The sequence below is a fragment of the Marinomonas sp. HM11-D genome, assembly GCF_057626615.1.
Genome location: NZ_JBMMKT010000001.1, coordinates 370,351 through 385,283, shown reverse-complemented (window position 1 = coordinate 385,283; position 14,933 = coordinate 370,351). Strand labels below are relative to the sequence as shown.

The window sequence follows — 14,933 nt, the reverse complement described above, 5'->3', positions numbered from 1 at the left end:
TCTATTGAAAATTGGACCTGTATATTGGACAAATCGCTGCTTTCAAAAAGCCTGTTAGGGGCTTCTTTTACATTATTGGCCATCGGGGCTGGACTCTTGTTCTGGCAACCGACTTCGCAAGAAACTTCCGTTTTAGACGAAGCGGCCGAGGTGCGCCAATCTGCAGGCCCTATTCCAGACAAGGCCGATGTGCCCACATCTGAATATCTACAGGAACGCAATCAACCACAAACCTTGCAATCCACGACCGCAGTGCTGCAAGCCGGCGACTCACTGTCTCGGACTCTGAGCCGCTTGGGCGTCAATAACCGTCAAATTGCCAAGTTGTTAGAAGTGGATGAGCATCAAGTCTTACGTAGTCTCAAACCAGGGCAAAAACTGACCACGGAAATTCTGACTCCCTCCGGCGATTTACAACGACTTTCACTATCCGAAACACGTGAACAGTCCCATGTGTTTAGTAAGTCCGACCAAGGCTTTAGCTACCAACTAGAAATCACACCAATGGAAACTGTGTTGGCGTACAAAGAGGCGGTGATTCAAAACTCTTTATTCGTTGATGGTTTAAATGTAGGACTAAGCGACAAGCTGCTGGCACAGATAACGGATATTTTTCGTTGGGACATCGACTTTGCCCTAGATGTTCGCAAAGGTGACCGCTTCGCTCTTCTCTACGAAGAAAAATTGATTGATGGTGAAAAAGTAGGCACTGGCAATATTATTGCCGCACAGTTCGTTAATAATGGCCGTGTTTTTGAAGCCATGCGCTACCAAGCGGGCGATCGCACTGACTACTTTACCCGTGATGGCTTATCCCTGCGTCGCGCCTTTATCCGCTCACCGGTAGACTTCACTCGCGTGTCCTCCCAGTTCAACCCAAACCGCTTGCATCCGATTTTTAAAACTACGCGCCCACACCAAGGGGTGGATTACTCAGCACCAATCAACACGCCCGTGCAAAGTTCGGGGGATGGCAAGGTTTCGTTTGTGGGAGAAATGAAAGGCTATGGCAACACAGTGATTATTGATCATGGCCAAGGCTACACCACCCTATACGCCCATTTGAATGGCTTTGCCGACAAGCTGATCGCTGGTCGCCCTGTTAAGCAAGGTGACACCATTGCCTATGTGGGACAAACAGGCTGGGCCACGGGACCACACCTGCATTACGAATTCCGTATCAATGGTGCGTATCAAAATCCAGAAACTGTCGACATTCCCTTCGACAGCCCCATGTCAAAAGAAGAGCTGGTGGCTTTTTTACCCTACGCACAAAAACTCTCTAAACGCCTAAAAGGCTCCCATTCGCAGGACTTTTCTGCTTATTTAGCACGTTTGGAACGCTAGCTGCACAGAGCACAAAAACAAAAAAGGCCGCAAATGCGGCCTTTCTCGTGTCTTAGGTCTCTAAATTATAGAGCGCCAGCAACGAATTCTACTAGCTGAGACTTAGAAACAGCACCAACTTTAGTCGCCGCTACTTCACCACCTTTGATTACAAGTAGTGTTGGGATACCACGTACATTGTATTTCGGCGCAGTTTCAGTGTTGTCATCAACGTTGATTTTAACAACTTTTACACGGCCAGCGAATTCTTGTGCTACGTCTTCAAGAACTGGGGCGATCATTTTACAAGGACCACACCATGGCGCCCAAAAGTCTACGATAACTGGTAGGTCAGATTTTAGAACTTCTTCTTCAAACTGAGCATCTGTTACGTTGATAATATTTTCGCTCATCGCAATTTCCTTAAATTCGGTTAATCAATTAATGCAGCTAGTGTATCACTAATCTTGTCACTGCAAAATCAGAATACTTAACTAGAGCGATAGCAAATGGCTATAAGTTCATGTTCTCAATTAAGGTAATCAACTCTGGTAAAGAGTGTACTTCCGCGTCTGGAGTTACCGTCCATTCTGCACGCCAACGACGAGCACCATGGCGGTTAAACCACACCGCGCGAGCCCCAGCATTGACGGCCCCTTGCACATCATCAATCGGATGATCGCCGACGTGGATAATACGCTCCATTGGCGTCTTAGTACGCTCGGCTAAACGCTGAAAAATCTCTGGATCAGGCTTAGCAATGCCTTCTTTGTCGGCACGAATGACAGTACCAAAGTAATGTTCCAAGGAGATGTACGGGTGGAATACATCCGCATTGCCATTGGTTAGAGCGGCCAGTTCATAGCGCTGCGCCAACTTAGTCAAAGTAGGATGCACATCTGGGTACAAATCGATGCGCTGGCGCCAATCGTAAAACACATTAAAGGCTTGTTCGGCACGCTGCTTTGCTTCTTCCGCAGGCAAGCCGTAACGCTGTAGCGCCAACTTGTATTGCGCCAAACGAACCTTGGTCACATCGTGCTTAATGTCTGGGTAAAGCTCGTAGATCTCGTATTTGATCGGATCCATGGTCGGCGTGTAAAAACGCTCAGCAAAGCCTGGAAAGTTGTCTTCAAACCACTTTTCCATAGCGTGTTCAGCACGGGTAAGCGTCGGGTCTACATCCCATAGGGTGTTATCGAGATCGAACGAAATAAGGGTTTTCATGGTAATAACCTAAGTAGTAGCGCACTCAGAAGGTCGGATAAAAAGTCTAAAAACAACAGTCCTTTTTCTTTATCAAAGTGATTTAAGCGACTGGAGCCAAGCGCCAGCACACCGTGATAAATCACTTGCCCACCTTCACGAGACACCAATGGCAGGATCGCCGAAGACATGACGGAATCACTTTGCGATTGGAATAAGAATTCCGATTCAGCGACCGATAACACGCCACAATAGCAGCCTGACTGCGCCAGCATTTCTTTTAAGATTGGCTCAGCCGCTTCCCAGCTGGCCGTACGAATAGAGGTATCGAGCTCTTGTTCGGTGAACAACACCATCGACATATAGTTGACCGCAAAGTCTTCGCGCATCACTTCTTCAACCACCCCAGCGAAATCGTCTAACGACTCACAACTAAGGCATTTCAGAAGCAAACGGCGGCTTTTTTTCATAATGGCTTCGTTTTCTCGGGCAATCGCCACAAGACGTTCAAACTCACCACGATAATCCACCACCGATTTACGCAACAGCGAGACTTGGCGTTCCAATAAGGAAATGGCACCACCATGAAGCGGATGAGGAACAGTCATCGATTCCAGTAACGCTGGGTTCCGTTCAAAAAACTCAGGCGTTGTTTGCAAGTACTGGACTACTTCCTCTTCCGTCATGGGACCTCACTTATAGGTAAATTTGACCTTCAAAAACTTTCTCTGCTGGGCCGGTCATTTGAATCGAATGACCTGGGCCTTGCCAAGAGATACGCAAGTCACCGCCAGGTAGATGTACCAGCACATCCGCCGCTAGCCAGCCTTGCTTGATACCCGCTACCACAGCAGCGCAGGCACCTGTGCCGCAGGCTTGTGTTTCACCTACACCACGTTCGTAAACGCGTAGATTTACTTCACTGTCAGACAGCACCTGCATAAAGCCCACGTTGACGTTATTTGGGAAACGTTCGTGATCTTCAACAATCGGACCCACGTGTTCAACGATGGCATCGCTTAGCTCTTCAACACGGATCACCGCATGTGGGTTGCCCACAGAGACGGGCGTCAGTTCAAAGGTTTCACCGGCCACATCAATTGGGTAAAGATCCGCTAAACCTTCCGCGACAAACGGTAGATCCGCGGGCACGAAGCTTGGCTCGCCCATATCAACACAGACTTGACCATCGTCTTGGACTCTCAGTTGGATTTGACCGCGCTTGGTTTCTACGTCAATCACGCGTTTATGGGTCAATTCACGATCCAGTACGAATTTCGCGAAACAGCGCGCACCGTTACCACAATGCTCAACTTCCGAGCCATCGCAGTTGTAAATACGGTAGCGGAAGTCCATATCTGGGTTGGATGGTGGCTCAACCACCAACAACTGATCAAAGCCGATGCCGCGGTTACGGTCACCAAGGCGCTCAATCTGCGCCTTGTTGAAATACACTTTACGTGACACAGCGTCAACCACAACGAAGTCGTTGCCCAGACCGTGCATCTTAGTAAATTTTAACAGCATAGTGATCTCCTTAAGCAGGCAACAACTGCTCACCAGCCAATTGGTGATCAATGTCTTCACGCTCACGGATCAAGTAAGTTTTGTCACCGTCGACCATGATTTCGGCAGCACGGCCACGGCTGTTGTAGTTCGATGCCATCGTGAAGCCGTAGGCACCAGCAGAACGAACCGCCAACAAATCACCTGGCTGAATATCCAACTCACGCTCTTTACCTAGGAAGTCACCCGTTTCACAGATAGGACCCACTAGATCGTAAACACGTTTGCCTTCTGGCGTTGGCTCAAGGTTTACCTGAACAATGTCCATCCAAGCGCCATATAGAGAAGGACGAATCATGTCGTTCATGGCACCGTCGATGATGGCGAAGTTCTTATGGGCGGTACATTTTAGGAACTCAACTTTGGTCATCAGAATGCCGGCGTTCGCCGCAATTGAACGGCCAGGCTCAAACGCTAGCGACAAGTTACGACCTTTTACTTTCTCAAGGATCAACGCCGCGTAGTCTTTTGGCTCTGGTGGAACTTCATCACGGTAACGCACGCCCAAGCCACCACCTAGGTCAAGGTGTTTGATTTCGATGCCTTGTTCAGCCAGTTTATCGATCAATGCCGTTAGACGGTCAAAGGTATCCAAGAAAGGTTGCAATTCAGTCAGCTGAGAACCGATGTGACAGTCAACACCCATCACGTTTAGGTTCTCTAGTGAGTGCGCAACGCCATAGATACGTACCGCATCTTGAATGTCGATACCGAATTTGTTGTCTTTTAGACCTGTGGAAATGTATGGGTGGGTTTTCGCGTCTACATCTGGATTAACACGCAGAGAAACGGGCGCAACTTTGCCCATTTCGCCCGCCACTTTGTTTAGACGGTGTAGCTCAGATTCTGACTCCACGTTGAAGCAGTGAATACCGACTTCTAGCGCACGGCGCATTTCGTGTTCTTGTTTTGCAACACCTGAGAACATGACCTTGCTTGGATCACCACCAGCACGCAATACACGCTCAAGTTCGCCCACCGATACGATGTCAAAACCAGAACCTAGGCGCGCCAATACGTTTAGGATGGCAATGTTGGAACAAGCCTTCACCGCGTAACAAATCAACGTCGGATGGGATGCAAACGCATCCGCATAAGCTTTATAGTGACGCTCAAACGTAGCACGAGAGTAAACGTAAGTCGGCGTACCGTATTGCTCAGCGATATCAGTGAGTGAAACGCTTTCAGCATGCAGCTGGTGGCCAGAGTAGTTAAAAAAATCCAAGGGGGTTACCTCAATGTTCTGCGGAAGATGACACGGTATCAGTCGGTAAAGCTTGCTCAGGTAAGTAAAGTGGACCTTTGTTACCACAACCCGCTAGCATAAGGGTCGCTAGCAACATCAAAACAAGCTTAGACACAGTGACTACCATCCATTAATACAATTTGTTGACAGTATACTGATCCCCTATCTTATTCCCACCCCCACTAGCGACTTTGACCAAAAATCTTTACTTTCTGACGGTATTTTAAATTTCTCGATTTGTTATAGTGAGGCCCTAGAAACATGAAGTTTTGCTCGGCTGTTATTGCTCACATAAGGTTGTAATCGAAACAATGAAACGCCTGCTCAAACCATGGATATTTGCTTTGATCGCAGCGCTTTGTCTTCACGCTGGGGTATTCCTATGGTTTCAAGATCGTGATTGGTCTTTCAGCCATCCAGCACCATCCCAAATACCCAATTTTGAAGTGTCATTGCTTCCCACAAAACCAGAGCCCGTCATTACTCCCGAACCGGCCAGTAAAATCACCAGCGAACCAAGCAATCGCCCTTCGCCTGAGCCTCGAGCTCAAGCAGCCGTCGCTGCGCCAGCACAACCTAAACCGGCATCTGAAGCCCCAAAACAAACCGCACCGACAACCAGCGCACCGACAACAGGTGAAACGCGAGCAAATCATGCTGTGCCGACACAGAACTTTTCCCTTGATGAAATTGCCCAAATGCTAAATTCATCCGAGGCAGCGAATGATTGGAAAACTAATAGCTTGCTCGACATTGGTCAAATCAATGCGGATAGCCCTAAAGTCGACCCCAGTAAAGACCCATTTTCACCACAATTTCGTCAGGCTATTATTCAGGCCAAAAATCTACAAGCCGAGTACGCTAAGGGCATTATTGAACAAACCGAATACCCCATCACAGAGGATGCGGACGGCACGCGCTATGTGAACATTAAAGGTATTTGTTGGAAATTACCGAAACCAGGCTCGCGGGAAGAATGGCAAGTAGTGCTGTCTGGCTGTTCAGGGCAAAAGCAGACCTTTCGCTTTGAGTTGAACATCACCACAGATATTTTGCAGAGTGATTTATTCCAAGACTTACATTTTGGTCCCCGAGAATAATTGACCTACCAAGAATAAATTGTCCACGTAGGAATAAAAAAGCCCGCTTACTAAGCGGGCTTTTCAGATTCAAATCTCAGGATTAATTAACGCGCAGCAAGCTCTGCTTTCGCACGTTCAATCGCTGATTTAACTTGAGCAGGCGCCGTACCACCGATGTGATCACGCGCAGCCACCGAACCTTCCAGTGTTAGCACTTCAAACACGTCTTGTTCGATCATATCGCCAAAGCCTTTTAGCTCCTCTAGGGTCATTTCAGCCAAATCACGGCCTTCTTTGACACCAAAACCTACCGCTTTACCAACGATTTCGTGAGCATCACGGAACGCCACACCTTTACGTACCAAGTAGTCCGCCAAGTCAGTTGCGGTACTGAAACCACGACGGGCTGCTTCGTACATATGCTCTTTACGGGCTTCGATGGCCGGAATCATATCGGCAAACGCACGCAGTGAACCACGTAGCGTGTCAACGGTATCAAACAGCGGCTCTTTGTCTTCTTGGTTGTCTTTGTTGTACGCCAAACACTGAGACTTCATCAGTGTAAGCAGGCCCATTAGGTGACCGTAAACGCGACCTGTTTTACCACGCACTAGCTCTGGCACATCTGGGTTTTTCTTCTGCGGCATGATTGAAGAGCCCGTACAGAAGCGATCTGGTAAGAAGATGAAGTTAAACTGTGCTGAGGTCCACATCACTAGCTCTTCTGCCCAACGTGACAAGTGCATCATGGTCACAGAAGCTGCCGCGGTGAATTCAATCGCGAAGTCGCGATCACTTACCGAGTCTAGAGAGTTGTAAGTTGGACGCTCGAAGCCTAGCAAGTCAGCCGTCATATGACGATCGATTGGGTAAGTCGTACCCGCAAGCGCAGCGGCACCAAGAGGCAAAATGTTCACACGCTTACGACAGTCAGCTAGACGCTCGTAATCACGCTGAGCCATTTCGTACCACGCCATTAGGTGATGACCAAACGTTACTGGCTGAGCTGTTTGAAGGTGCGTGAAACCTGGCATGATGGTGTCAGTGTTACGTTCCGCTAGAGACAAGATACCTTGTTGTAGGCGTGTTACTTCTTCTAGCAGGAAGTCGATTTCGTCACGCATGTACAGACGGATATCGGTTGCTACTTGGTCGTTACGTGAACGGCCTGTGTGCAGTTTTTTACCTGTGATACCGATCTTTTGTGTTAGGCGAGCTTCGATGTTCATGTGCACATCTTCTAGCTCAACTGACCATTCAAACTCACCACGAGCGATCTCTTGCTCGATTTCCGTTAGGCCTTGGATGATTTGGTCACGTTCTTCGTCAGTCAATACGCCCACTTTCGCAAGCATAGTTGCGTGTGCAATCGAACCTTGAATGTCCTGTTTCGCCATGCGCTGGTCAAATTCAACCGATGCGGTAAAACGTGCGACAAACGCATCAACAGGCTCAGAAAAACGGCCACCCCATTGCTGGTTAGTGGTTTTGTTGGTATCAGTCATTTCTTCATTTCCCAGTGTGAGATCAATGTTGCGGCAAGATTACCTGATGACGCGCCCTTTATAAAGGGCTCTGGGATGACGCCTACTGGGCAAGCGAGTATGATATAGCGAAATTTTATCGTTATTTTCGTGCTCGATGTCGACTCTAGGAGAGAATGTGAGAAATAAAATCGTCATTGCAACCCGTGAAAGCCAATTGGCCCTTTGGCAAGCTAACAATGTAAAAGCGTCACTGGAAGCCCTCTACCCAGAAATCAATGTCGAACTAATGGGCATGACCACCAAAGGCGATCAAATTCTAGATTCGCCCCTATCGAAAATCGGTGGCAAAGGTCTGTTCGTAAAAGAGCTCGAAAAAGCGCTACTAGACGGCGAAGCAGACATTGCTGTGCACTCTATGAAAGACGTGCCGATGGAATTCCCTGAAGGTCTTGGCTTATACGTGATTTGTGAGCGTGAAGACCCTACCGACGCTTTTGTTTCCAACACTTACAACAGCATCGATGAACTACCACAAGGCGCCGTGGTCGGCACATCCAGCCTACGTCGCTCTTGCCAATTGCAAATGCACCGCCCTGATCTAGAGATTAAAAACCTGCGCGGCAACGTGAATACACGTCTGCGCAAACTAGATGAAGGTGAATACGATGCCATCATCCTGGCAACCGCAGGTCTTGTGCGTCTTGAAATGGCCGATCGCATTAAAACTCGCATCAGCGACACCTTCTCGCTTCCAGCGGGCGGTCAAGGCGCCATGGGTATCGAGTGTCGTAGCGATGATGCAGAGTTGATTGAGCTGCTTGCGCCACTGCAGCACCAAGAAACGGCCTACCGTGTCATCGCTGAACGCGCTGTCAACAAACGCCTCAACGGCGGTTGCCAAGCTCCGATTGCTTGCTTTGCCTTGCTTGACGGCGATGAACTCTTTATTCGAGGCCTAGTGGGCAGCACCGATGGTAAACGTATGGTGCGTGGAGAGATTCGTGGCGACAAAGCCAACGCCGAAGCACTAGGTATCCAACTAGCAGAGCAACTGCTTGCGGATGGCGCCCAAGCCCTATTGGACGAAGTGTACCAACACTAATTGAATGACCAGATTGGGGATAGCCTCACCATGCAAGGCGTAAAAGTATTGGTCACCCGACCAGAACCGGAAAATGCTTTGACCTGCCAAGCGCTGACTGCGCTTGGTGCCACGCCAATCTCTTTGCCTATGCTAGAGATTCGCCCTCTTTCCAGTGATGCCGAGTTATCTGCATTGCGCTCGCAGCTTTATAACCTTGACCTGTACCAATTCGTGATTTTCGTCAGTAAGAATGCTGCCCGTTTGGCTGCTGAGCGAATTGATGAATGCTGGCCCATGTTACCGGTCGGCATGCATTGGCTAGGCATTGGTGAAGGCACCACGCAAACACTGAACGAGTTACATATCCCTGCCATCAGCAACCCAGGCAATAACACCGAGGCAATGCTAGACTGGCTCAAGCCTGTAAAAATGCGCGACCAAAAAGTCTTGATTGTCAGAGGGGCTGGCGGTCGACCAGATTTGGCCAAAGGTCTAGAAGAACGCGGGGCGATTGTCGACCATTTAGAACTCTATAAGCGACATCTGCCAGAATATACGGCACAAACTTTTTTATTCTTAGAGCGTCCTGACGTAATATGGGCGACAAGTGGTGAAAGCGTGACAAATCTGACAACCTATGTTGATCAGTTTGACCCAGATCTAAAAAACACTGCCTTATTTGTTCCAAGTGAAAGAGTGGCGCAACTAGCAAAGTCCCTTCGCTGGAATCAGGTAATCTGTGCACAAGGTGCTGACGACCAACGTTTAATCGCAGCCACACAGCAGCATTTAGGACGATAACATGACTGATAAAAACGACAAGGCTTTAACCGACAACACGGAAAACAGCGTAGACACTACGTCCTTAGAGTCCGCTAAAGAAAGCTCTTCCGCACCGACTGGCGAAGCCTTAAGCACACCCAATACGGCTAAAGAGAACACAGAATCCTCCTCAGCTAGCAACAAAGCATTACCTGCTGTTGCCATTATCTTTGGTGTCGCGGCACTGGGCTTAAGTGGTTGGCAGTTTTACCAATCACAATTTTCCACTTCAGGCAATCAAGCGCTAGCGGATGCACAAAATAAAGTGATCGCCCTTGAGCAGCAAGTTGAGCGCCTAAACCGCAATGTTGAAAGCAACTCAGCCGCAGCACAACAGCTAGGTGATATGGGCAGTACGCTTAGCGCTGCAAAAACTCAGTCGGATGAGTTGAAAGCGCAAACAGAGCAAGCTCTAGTCGACCTGTCCGCGAAAATTAACAAGCTAAATAATGCTGATAAAAACGATTGGTTATTAGCAGAAGCGGAATACCTGATTCGCTTAGCCAACCAACGCTTGCTACTGGAAAAAGATACCAAGAGCAGCCTGTCATTGCTGGCCAGTGCTGACAACATCCTCGCCGGTCTTGAAGATCCGCTGATGTTTGACACCCGTAAAGCCATTGCTCAAGACATGCAAGCACTGAAATCGGTCGCAAGCTTCGACCTTGAAGGCCGCTACCTACAGCTGTCAGCACTTTACAACCAGGTGGCACAACTGCCGCAACGAGAGCCATCAAAACAATGGCAAGAGCAGCAAGAATCCACTGCGGAAGCCAAACAAACCAGTCGTTCTGCACTAAAACAACTGTTTAATGAAGCATGGCAAGGTTTGAAGTCTTTAGTGGTCATCAACTACAACCACAAGCCAATCAAACCTCTGCTACCGCCAGCGGAATACCAAGAGTTGGTGACAGGCATTCAAATTCAGCTAGATGTAGCGCAAGTCGCACTATTGAAAGCGGAACCTGCGATTTATGAGAAATCATTAAGCCGTGTCGCAGAAGCGGTCAACAAGCACTTCGACACCACATCGCAAGCGACCATTGCTTTTATGACAACTTTAACGTCACTGCAGCAAGTCAACCCAAATCCAGATGTACCAATGCCTCGTGCCTCGCTTCAAGCCATGCGTGAGCTGATGCAAAACTGGAAAGTGAGCACGCCAGTAGCCAACACTAAGGGAGAAAACACTCTATGAGAAAAGTTCTCCTCTCGATCATTATCGTACTACTGATTGGCGGTGCGATTGGCTTGATCATGAAGCAAGATCCTGGCTATGTGATGATTTCATTTAAAGAAGTCACCATTGAAATGAGCCTATGGGTGATGTTGCTGTTTATGGCGTTAGGCTATGCGGCCATCATGATTACATTAAAGCTGGTTTGGATTTTGATGCATCCAAATTCGTCTATCTCCAGACTAACTGGCACCATGTCCCACAAGCGCGCTTTGAAAGCGACCATCAAAGGGATGCTGGAACTGGCGGGCGGCAACTGGGGCAAAGCTGAGAAACTGTTGACCACATCGGCCAACAAGGTCTCTTACCCATTGCTGAACTACATCGGTGCCGCTTACGCTGCCAGCGAGCAAGAAGAGCATGAACGCTCGAAAGAACTGCTACGTAAGGCACACCAAACGTCGCCAGATGCTGAGTTCGCCATCAGCTTCGTGCAAAGCCAGCTACAACTTAAGCAAGGCCACTATGAAGGCGCATTAGCCACCTTGAAACGCCTGCACGATATGAAGCCAAAGCATCGTCAAACACTGAAGATGCTAGTTAATGCCTACACTCAATTGAAAGATTGGGAAGCACTACAAGAGCTCACACCAGCGCTGAAAAAACACGGTATTTTCAACGAGGCCAACTTACTTGAGTTGGAGAAAAACTCGTTCATGGCATTGTTAGAGAAGCTACGCTTCCGCGAGAAAACCGGCCTTAGCAAAGAAGTGCTGCTAGATGAGCTACAAGGCATTTGGAAGAAACTTGATGGTCTAGCAAAAGACGAGCAAATGCAGGCACTGTATGCAGCGACACTGATTGAATTTGGCAGCGAAGCCAAAGCAGAAGCTTTTATCCGCACCGCCCTAAACGATCAGTGGTCAGACACCCTAGCAGGCGTCTACGGACAACTGACGGAAGTCTCGCTACAGAAGTCACTGGGTAATGTTGAAACTTGGATCCGCCGTCACCCAGACAGTGCACCGCTTTACCTAAGCGCTGGCCGTATCTGCCAACGTTTGCAACTATGGGGCAAAGCACGCGACTACTATGAGAAAGCATTGCGTCTAGACTCTTCTTCAGAAGCGATCGTGGAATTGAGCCTATTACTTGAATCTATGGGCGACCTAGATGAAGCACAACAGCTGATTGTGAAACGCATTCGCCATGACAGCCAGTCGGTGAAAGCGCTGCCGTTGCCACGCTAAGCCAATGAGCCACTAATAAAAATGCCGAGCTAAGCTCGGCATTTTTATTAGTAAGCAAATTATCGCCTATTTTTTAAAACGCACCACCAGTTCATGCATATCCGAGGCAACCCCACGCAAGGTCACCATACTCTGCATTGCCTCCTCCGCTTCGTCTTTACTGGCATTAGCCAAGTTCGAGATCCGCACCAACTGCTGATTAATATCCTCTGACACATGAGCCTGCTGTTCTACTGCGGCCGCCATCTGCATCGACATTTCAGAAATACCACTGACCGACGACACAATAGTGGTCAGCGAGCGCTGAGCGGCGGACATTTTATCTAATCCTACTCTAGCACTCTCTTGACCATCACTGGCCACATTAACGGCCTCTTGGGCGCCATTACGCAGACGCTCAATAATAGTGTGTATTTCCTGCGTTGAGCCTTGCGTACGCTGAGCTAGCTGACGCACCTCATCAGCCACCACAGCAAAGCCACGCCCATGCTCCCCGGCGCGCGCGGCTTCGATCGCGGCATTGAGTGCCAGCAAATTTGTTTGCTCAGCAATTTGATCAATCATAATGGCCACCTCAGCAATACTTTCTGACTGCTGCGAGAGATTAGTGACCGCTTGGCTGATCTGTTCCACCAGCTCTGCTAAGGCACTAATGGCGTGGGTGGTCTCTTCGATGGTCTGATTGCCTTCTACTGCCAAGGACTTCGATTCTTCTGCACTCAGCGCCGTTTGTTGCACATGCTTAGACACGTCTGAGACCGTGGTGGTCATTTGTTGCATCGCAGCTGCCACTTCTTGAGTTTCATGAAGCTGTTGCTGAATTTTATCCGCCGCATTTTGTGTTTGCCTTAGGCCATGATCCGACTTATTGGAGACCTCTTTGGATTCCGATTCAATGCGTGTCAAAACCGTGTCCAGATGCATCATTTGGCTTTTCACTGCGACTTCCAAACTGGCTAAGCCTGAGCTTTGATCTGAATAGGTTTTTGCGGCTAACGGGTGGGTAAAGGCATTACAAAGTGATTTTTCAAGACTTGTTCGCATATGGTGTTGCTGCCTAGTGCAATAGGCAACCATGATGATAGAGGACAACAGAGCAGGAAACTCGGCGTATGGATTGTCCATAAAAAACATCACCAGCGAGGCGATCCACGCCAATGCCACCACCGCTGACACCACTATGCCACTTGGGACCGACAAGGTTTTGCGCCCATTTCGGATATTGGCATACAGCTTTTCGGCCCGCTCAACGGCGCGACGATCCGGTGTCGAGCGTACTGATTCATAGCCAATTACTTGGCCTTTTTCAGTAATCGGCGTGACATAAGCATCGACCCAGTAATAGTCACCATTTTTACTGCGGTTCTTAACCAATCCCATCCAAGGCTTACCAGCCTTCAAATGGGACCACATAATATCAAAGGCTTCTGGGGGCATATCGGGATGTCGAACCAAGTTATGGGGCGAACCGAGCAGCTCCTCGTAAGTGAAGCCGCTGATATCAATAAAAGCTTGGTTGCAGTAGGTAATTTTACCCTTCAAATCGGTGGTGGAGATCAGGCGAATACCTTTTGAAACAAGCCTCTCCACATTCGTAACAGGCAGATTCTTTCTCATAGCTCCCTCATGTACATCCGTCAAAAGTCATCGATAACCCACGGTCTGAACAGCACCTTCAAAGACCACTTTTTGTACACATTTCTATGAAGCGTAGTCAAAGGTTAGAGGATTTGCATATACGATCAGAATCTATTGTGCTTTCGACTCCAGATAACGAGCCAAACGACGGGTAATCACCGGAAGAATATAAGTCGGTACTTGCATGGCACCAGCAAGGGGAAGGAAAGCTGGCCCGAGCAAGGCCCCAGCAATGGAATAGGTCAGCAAAACATTTCGGTTACCAGAGGTAATCGCAGCGGTTAATGCCTCTTGCACACCGGTTCGGCGATATACCAAAAAAGTACCCGCAAAGAAAAAGATCACTAATACCACAGCGATCAGCAGGTAAACTAATGCCTGCATAATGCTTTGATCAAACATGCCACGGTAGCTGCCGATGAGACCAAATGGAAACGCAAACACCAACAAGATGGTGTAGGGTGAAATTTTCAACAAACCGCGCTGCAATGTTTCTGCTGGCAGCAAACGATGTAGGCTAAAGGAAATAAAAATAGGCCCCGCAATAAAGATCAGTAAGCGCAGACCATAGGTGACAAAATCCAAACTGCCTTGGCTCATGGGCAAAAACTGTATTGGGATAAATAACGCGAGCGGCAGCAGCAAGGTGGTTGCGATAGTCATGGCCATGGCTTCTAAGGCATCAAACCCCAAGGCACGCACAATAGCCGGTGTAGCAAACAAAGACCCGGTAGCTCCCACCCCTAGGATCGCCAACATCAGCTCATCCGAAATACCAAACAGCAGACCAACCAGTGTAAACACCACCATATAAAAGGCGCTGTGCAGCAAGGCATACAGCCAAATAGCGCCATTACATAAACGTTTAACCAAACGTTCCATCGGCATACTGACCAAGGTCAGCATCATTAATGTAAACAGCACATAGGGTAGAAATGGAAATAAGGCGTTTGATGCGGCAGGAAAGGCGAAGCCTAACAAGGCACAAATAAACATCCCCACAAGGGAATGTTTGACAAGAAAAGCTAACACGGAATGATCTTCCTTGA

The 14,933-nt window shown here is 48.5% G+C and carries 15 protein-coding genes; 6 read left to right on the top strand and 9 right to left on the bottom strand.

Annotated elements, in window-relative coordinates:
• Positions 1-24: 24 nt before the first annotated feature.
• Positions 25-1,347, top strand: coding sequence for a peptidoglycan DD-metalloendopeptidase family protein (locus ACOSVP_RS01880; protein WP_487345813.1), 1,323 nt, complete (start codon positions 25-27; stop codon positions 1,345-1,347).
• Between the two features lie 65 nt (positions 1,348-1,412).
• On the opposite strand, the gene trxA is transcribed toward ACOSVP_RS01880, so the two are convergent.
• The 6 genes from trxA to lptM all read right to left on the bottom strand — a co-directional run bounded on the left by trxA (position 1,413) and on the right by lptM (position 5,459).
• Positions 1,413-1,739 carry a thioredoxin TrxA gene (gene trxA / locus ACOSVP_RS01875; protein WP_487345812.1) on the bottom strand — a complete coding sequence of 109 codons (327 nt, stop codon included), beginning with the start codon at positions 1,737-1,739 and terminating at the stop codon, positions 1,413-1,415.
• A gap of 100 nt (positions 1,740-1,839) precedes the next feature.
• A complete protein-coding gene (locus ACOSVP_RS01870) occupies positions 1,840-2,553 on the bottom strand; it encodes an HAD family hydrolase (RefSeq protein ID WP_487345811.1) in 714 nt (237 codons plus the stop codon).
• Entirely contained in the window at positions 2,550-3,218 is a 669-nt protein-coding gene (locus ACOSVP_RS01865) for a DUF484 family protein (RefSeq protein WP_487345810.1), read from the bottom strand. Before ACOSVP_RS01865 ends, ACOSVP_RS01870 begins: the two co-directional genes overlap by 4 nt.
• Positions 3,219-3,228: 10 nt before the next feature.
• Positions 3,229-4,059: a diaminopimelate epimerase gene (dapF, locus tag ACOSVP_RS01860; RefSeq protein ID WP_487345809.1), complete on the bottom strand. Its 831-nt coding sequence runs from the start codon at positions 4,057-4,059 to the stop codon at positions 3,229-3,231.
• Positions 4,060-4,069: 10 nt separating this feature from the next.
• Entirely contained in the window at positions 4,070-5,323 is a 1,254-nt protein-coding gene (lysA, locus tag ACOSVP_RS01855; RefSeq protein ID WP_487345808.1) for a diaminopimelate decarboxylase, read from the bottom strand.
• 10 nt (positions 5,324-5,333) lie between these two features.
• Entirely contained in the window at positions 5,334-5,459 is a 126-nt protein-coding gene (gene lptM, locus ACOSVP_RS01850) for an LPS translocon maturation chaperone LptM (protein WP_487345807.1), read from the bottom strand.
• A gap of 196 nt (positions 5,460-5,655) precedes the next feature.
• On the opposite strand from lptM, the gene ACOSVP_RS01845 reads away from it, so the two are divergent.
• On the top strand, positions 5,656-6,444 hold the full coding sequence (locus ACOSVP_RS01845; protein WP_487345806.1) for a hypothetical protein: 789 nt from the start codon (positions 5,656-5,658) through the stop codon (positions 6,442-6,444).
• 86 nt (positions 6,445-6,530) lie between these two features.
• Here the strand turns inward: ACOSVP_RS01845 and argH are convergent, their stop codons facing one another.
• Positions 6,531-7,931: an argininosuccinate lyase gene (gene argH / locus ACOSVP_RS01840; protein ID WP_487345805.1), complete on the bottom strand. Its 1,401-nt coding sequence runs from the start codon at positions 7,929-7,931 to the stop codon at positions 6,531-6,533.
• 157 nt (positions 7,932-8,088) lie between these two features.
• Here argH and hemC point away from each other — a divergent pair, with 157 nt between their 5' ends.
• Genes hemC through ACOSVP_RS01820 form a run of 4 tightly spaced genes read left to right on the top strand, consistent with a single transcriptional unit; the run spans position 8,089 to position 12,246 of the window.
• On the top strand, positions 8,089-9,015 hold the full coding sequence (gene hemC / locus ACOSVP_RS01835) for a hydroxymethylbilane synthase (protein WP_487345804.1): 927 nt from the start codon (positions 8,089-8,091) through the stop codon (positions 9,013-9,015).
• A 30-nt stretch (positions 9,016-9,045) separates the two neighbouring features.
• The gene (locus tag ACOSVP_RS01830; RefSeq protein ID WP_487345803.1) at positions 9,046-9,798 is read left to right on the top strand and encodes a uroporphyrinogen-III synthase; all 753 of its coding nucleotides are present in this window, start codon (positions 9,046-9,048) and stop codon (positions 9,796-9,798) included.
• A gap of 1 nt (position 9,799) precedes the next feature.
• On the top strand, positions 9,800-11,017 hold the full coding sequence (locus ACOSVP_RS01825) for a uroporphyrinogen-III C-methyltransferase (protein ID WP_487345802.1): 1,218 nt from the start codon (positions 9,800-9,802) through the stop codon (positions 11,015-11,017).
• On the top strand, positions 11,014-12,246 hold the full coding sequence (locus ACOSVP_RS01820) for a heme biosynthesis HemY N-terminal domain-containing protein (protein WP_487345801.1): 1,233 nt from the start codon (positions 11,014-11,016) through the stop codon (positions 12,244-12,246). The genes ACOSVP_RS01825 and ACOSVP_RS01820 overlap by 4 nt, the downstream gene beginning before the upstream one ends.
• Before the next feature lie 66 nt (positions 12,247-12,312).
• On the opposite strand, the gene ACOSVP_RS01815 is transcribed toward ACOSVP_RS01820, so the two are convergent.
• Together ACOSVP_RS01815 and ACOSVP_RS01810 are read right to left on the bottom strand one after the other, a co-directional pair.
• Positions 12,313-13,863: a methyl-accepting chemotaxis protein gene (locus ACOSVP_RS01815; protein WP_487345800.1), complete on the bottom strand. Its 1,551-nt coding sequence runs from the start codon at positions 13,861-13,863 to the stop codon at positions 12,313-12,315.
• Positions 13,864-13,995: 132 nt separating this feature from the next.
• Positions 13,996-14,916 carry a hypothetical protein gene (locus ACOSVP_RS01810; RefSeq protein ID WP_487345799.1) on the bottom strand — a complete coding sequence of 307 codons (921 nt, stop codon included), beginning with the start codon at positions 14,914-14,916 and terminating at the stop codon, positions 13,996-13,998.
• Positions 14,917-14,933 lie beyond the last annotated feature (17 nt).

Coding starts and splice junctions, on each gene's coding strand:
- ACOSVP_RS01830 (WP_487345803.1), top strand. CDS start 9,046: ATGCAAGGCGTAAAAGTATTGGTCACCCGACCAGAACCGGAAAATGCT.
- argH (WP_487345805.1), bottom strand. CDS start 7,931: ATGACTGATACCAACAAAACCACTAACCAGCAATGGGGTGGCCGTTTT.
- ACOSVP_RS01820 (WP_487345801.1), top strand. CDS start 11,014: ATGAGAAAAGTTCTCCTCTCGATCATTATCGTACTACTGATTGGCGGT.
- trxA (WP_487345812.1), bottom strand. CDS start 1,739: ATGAGCGAAAATATTATCAACGTAACAGATGCTCAGTTTGAAGAAGAA.
- ACOSVP_RS01845 (WP_487345806.1), top strand. CDS start 5,656: ATGAAACGCCTGCTCAAACCATGGATATTTGCTTTGATCGCAGCGCTT.
- ACOSVP_RS01865 (WP_487345810.1), bottom strand. CDS start 3,218: ATGACGGAAGAGGAAGTAGTCCAGTACTTGCAAACAACGCCTGAGTTT.
- ACOSVP_RS01815 (WP_487345800.1), bottom strand. CDS start 13,863: ATGAGAAAGAATCTGCCTGTTACGAATGTGGAGAGGCTTGTTTCAAAA.
- ACOSVP_RS01870 (WP_487345811.1), bottom strand. CDS start 2,553: ATGAAAACCCTTATTTCGTTCGATCTCGATAACACCCTATGGGATGTA.
- dapF (WP_487345809.1), bottom strand. CDS start 4,059: ATGCTGTTAAAATTTACTAAGATGCACGGTCTGGGCAACGACTTCGTT.
- ACOSVP_RS01825 (WP_487345802.1), top strand. CDS start 9,800: ATGACTGATAAAAACGACAAGGCTTTAACCGACAACACGGAAAACAGC.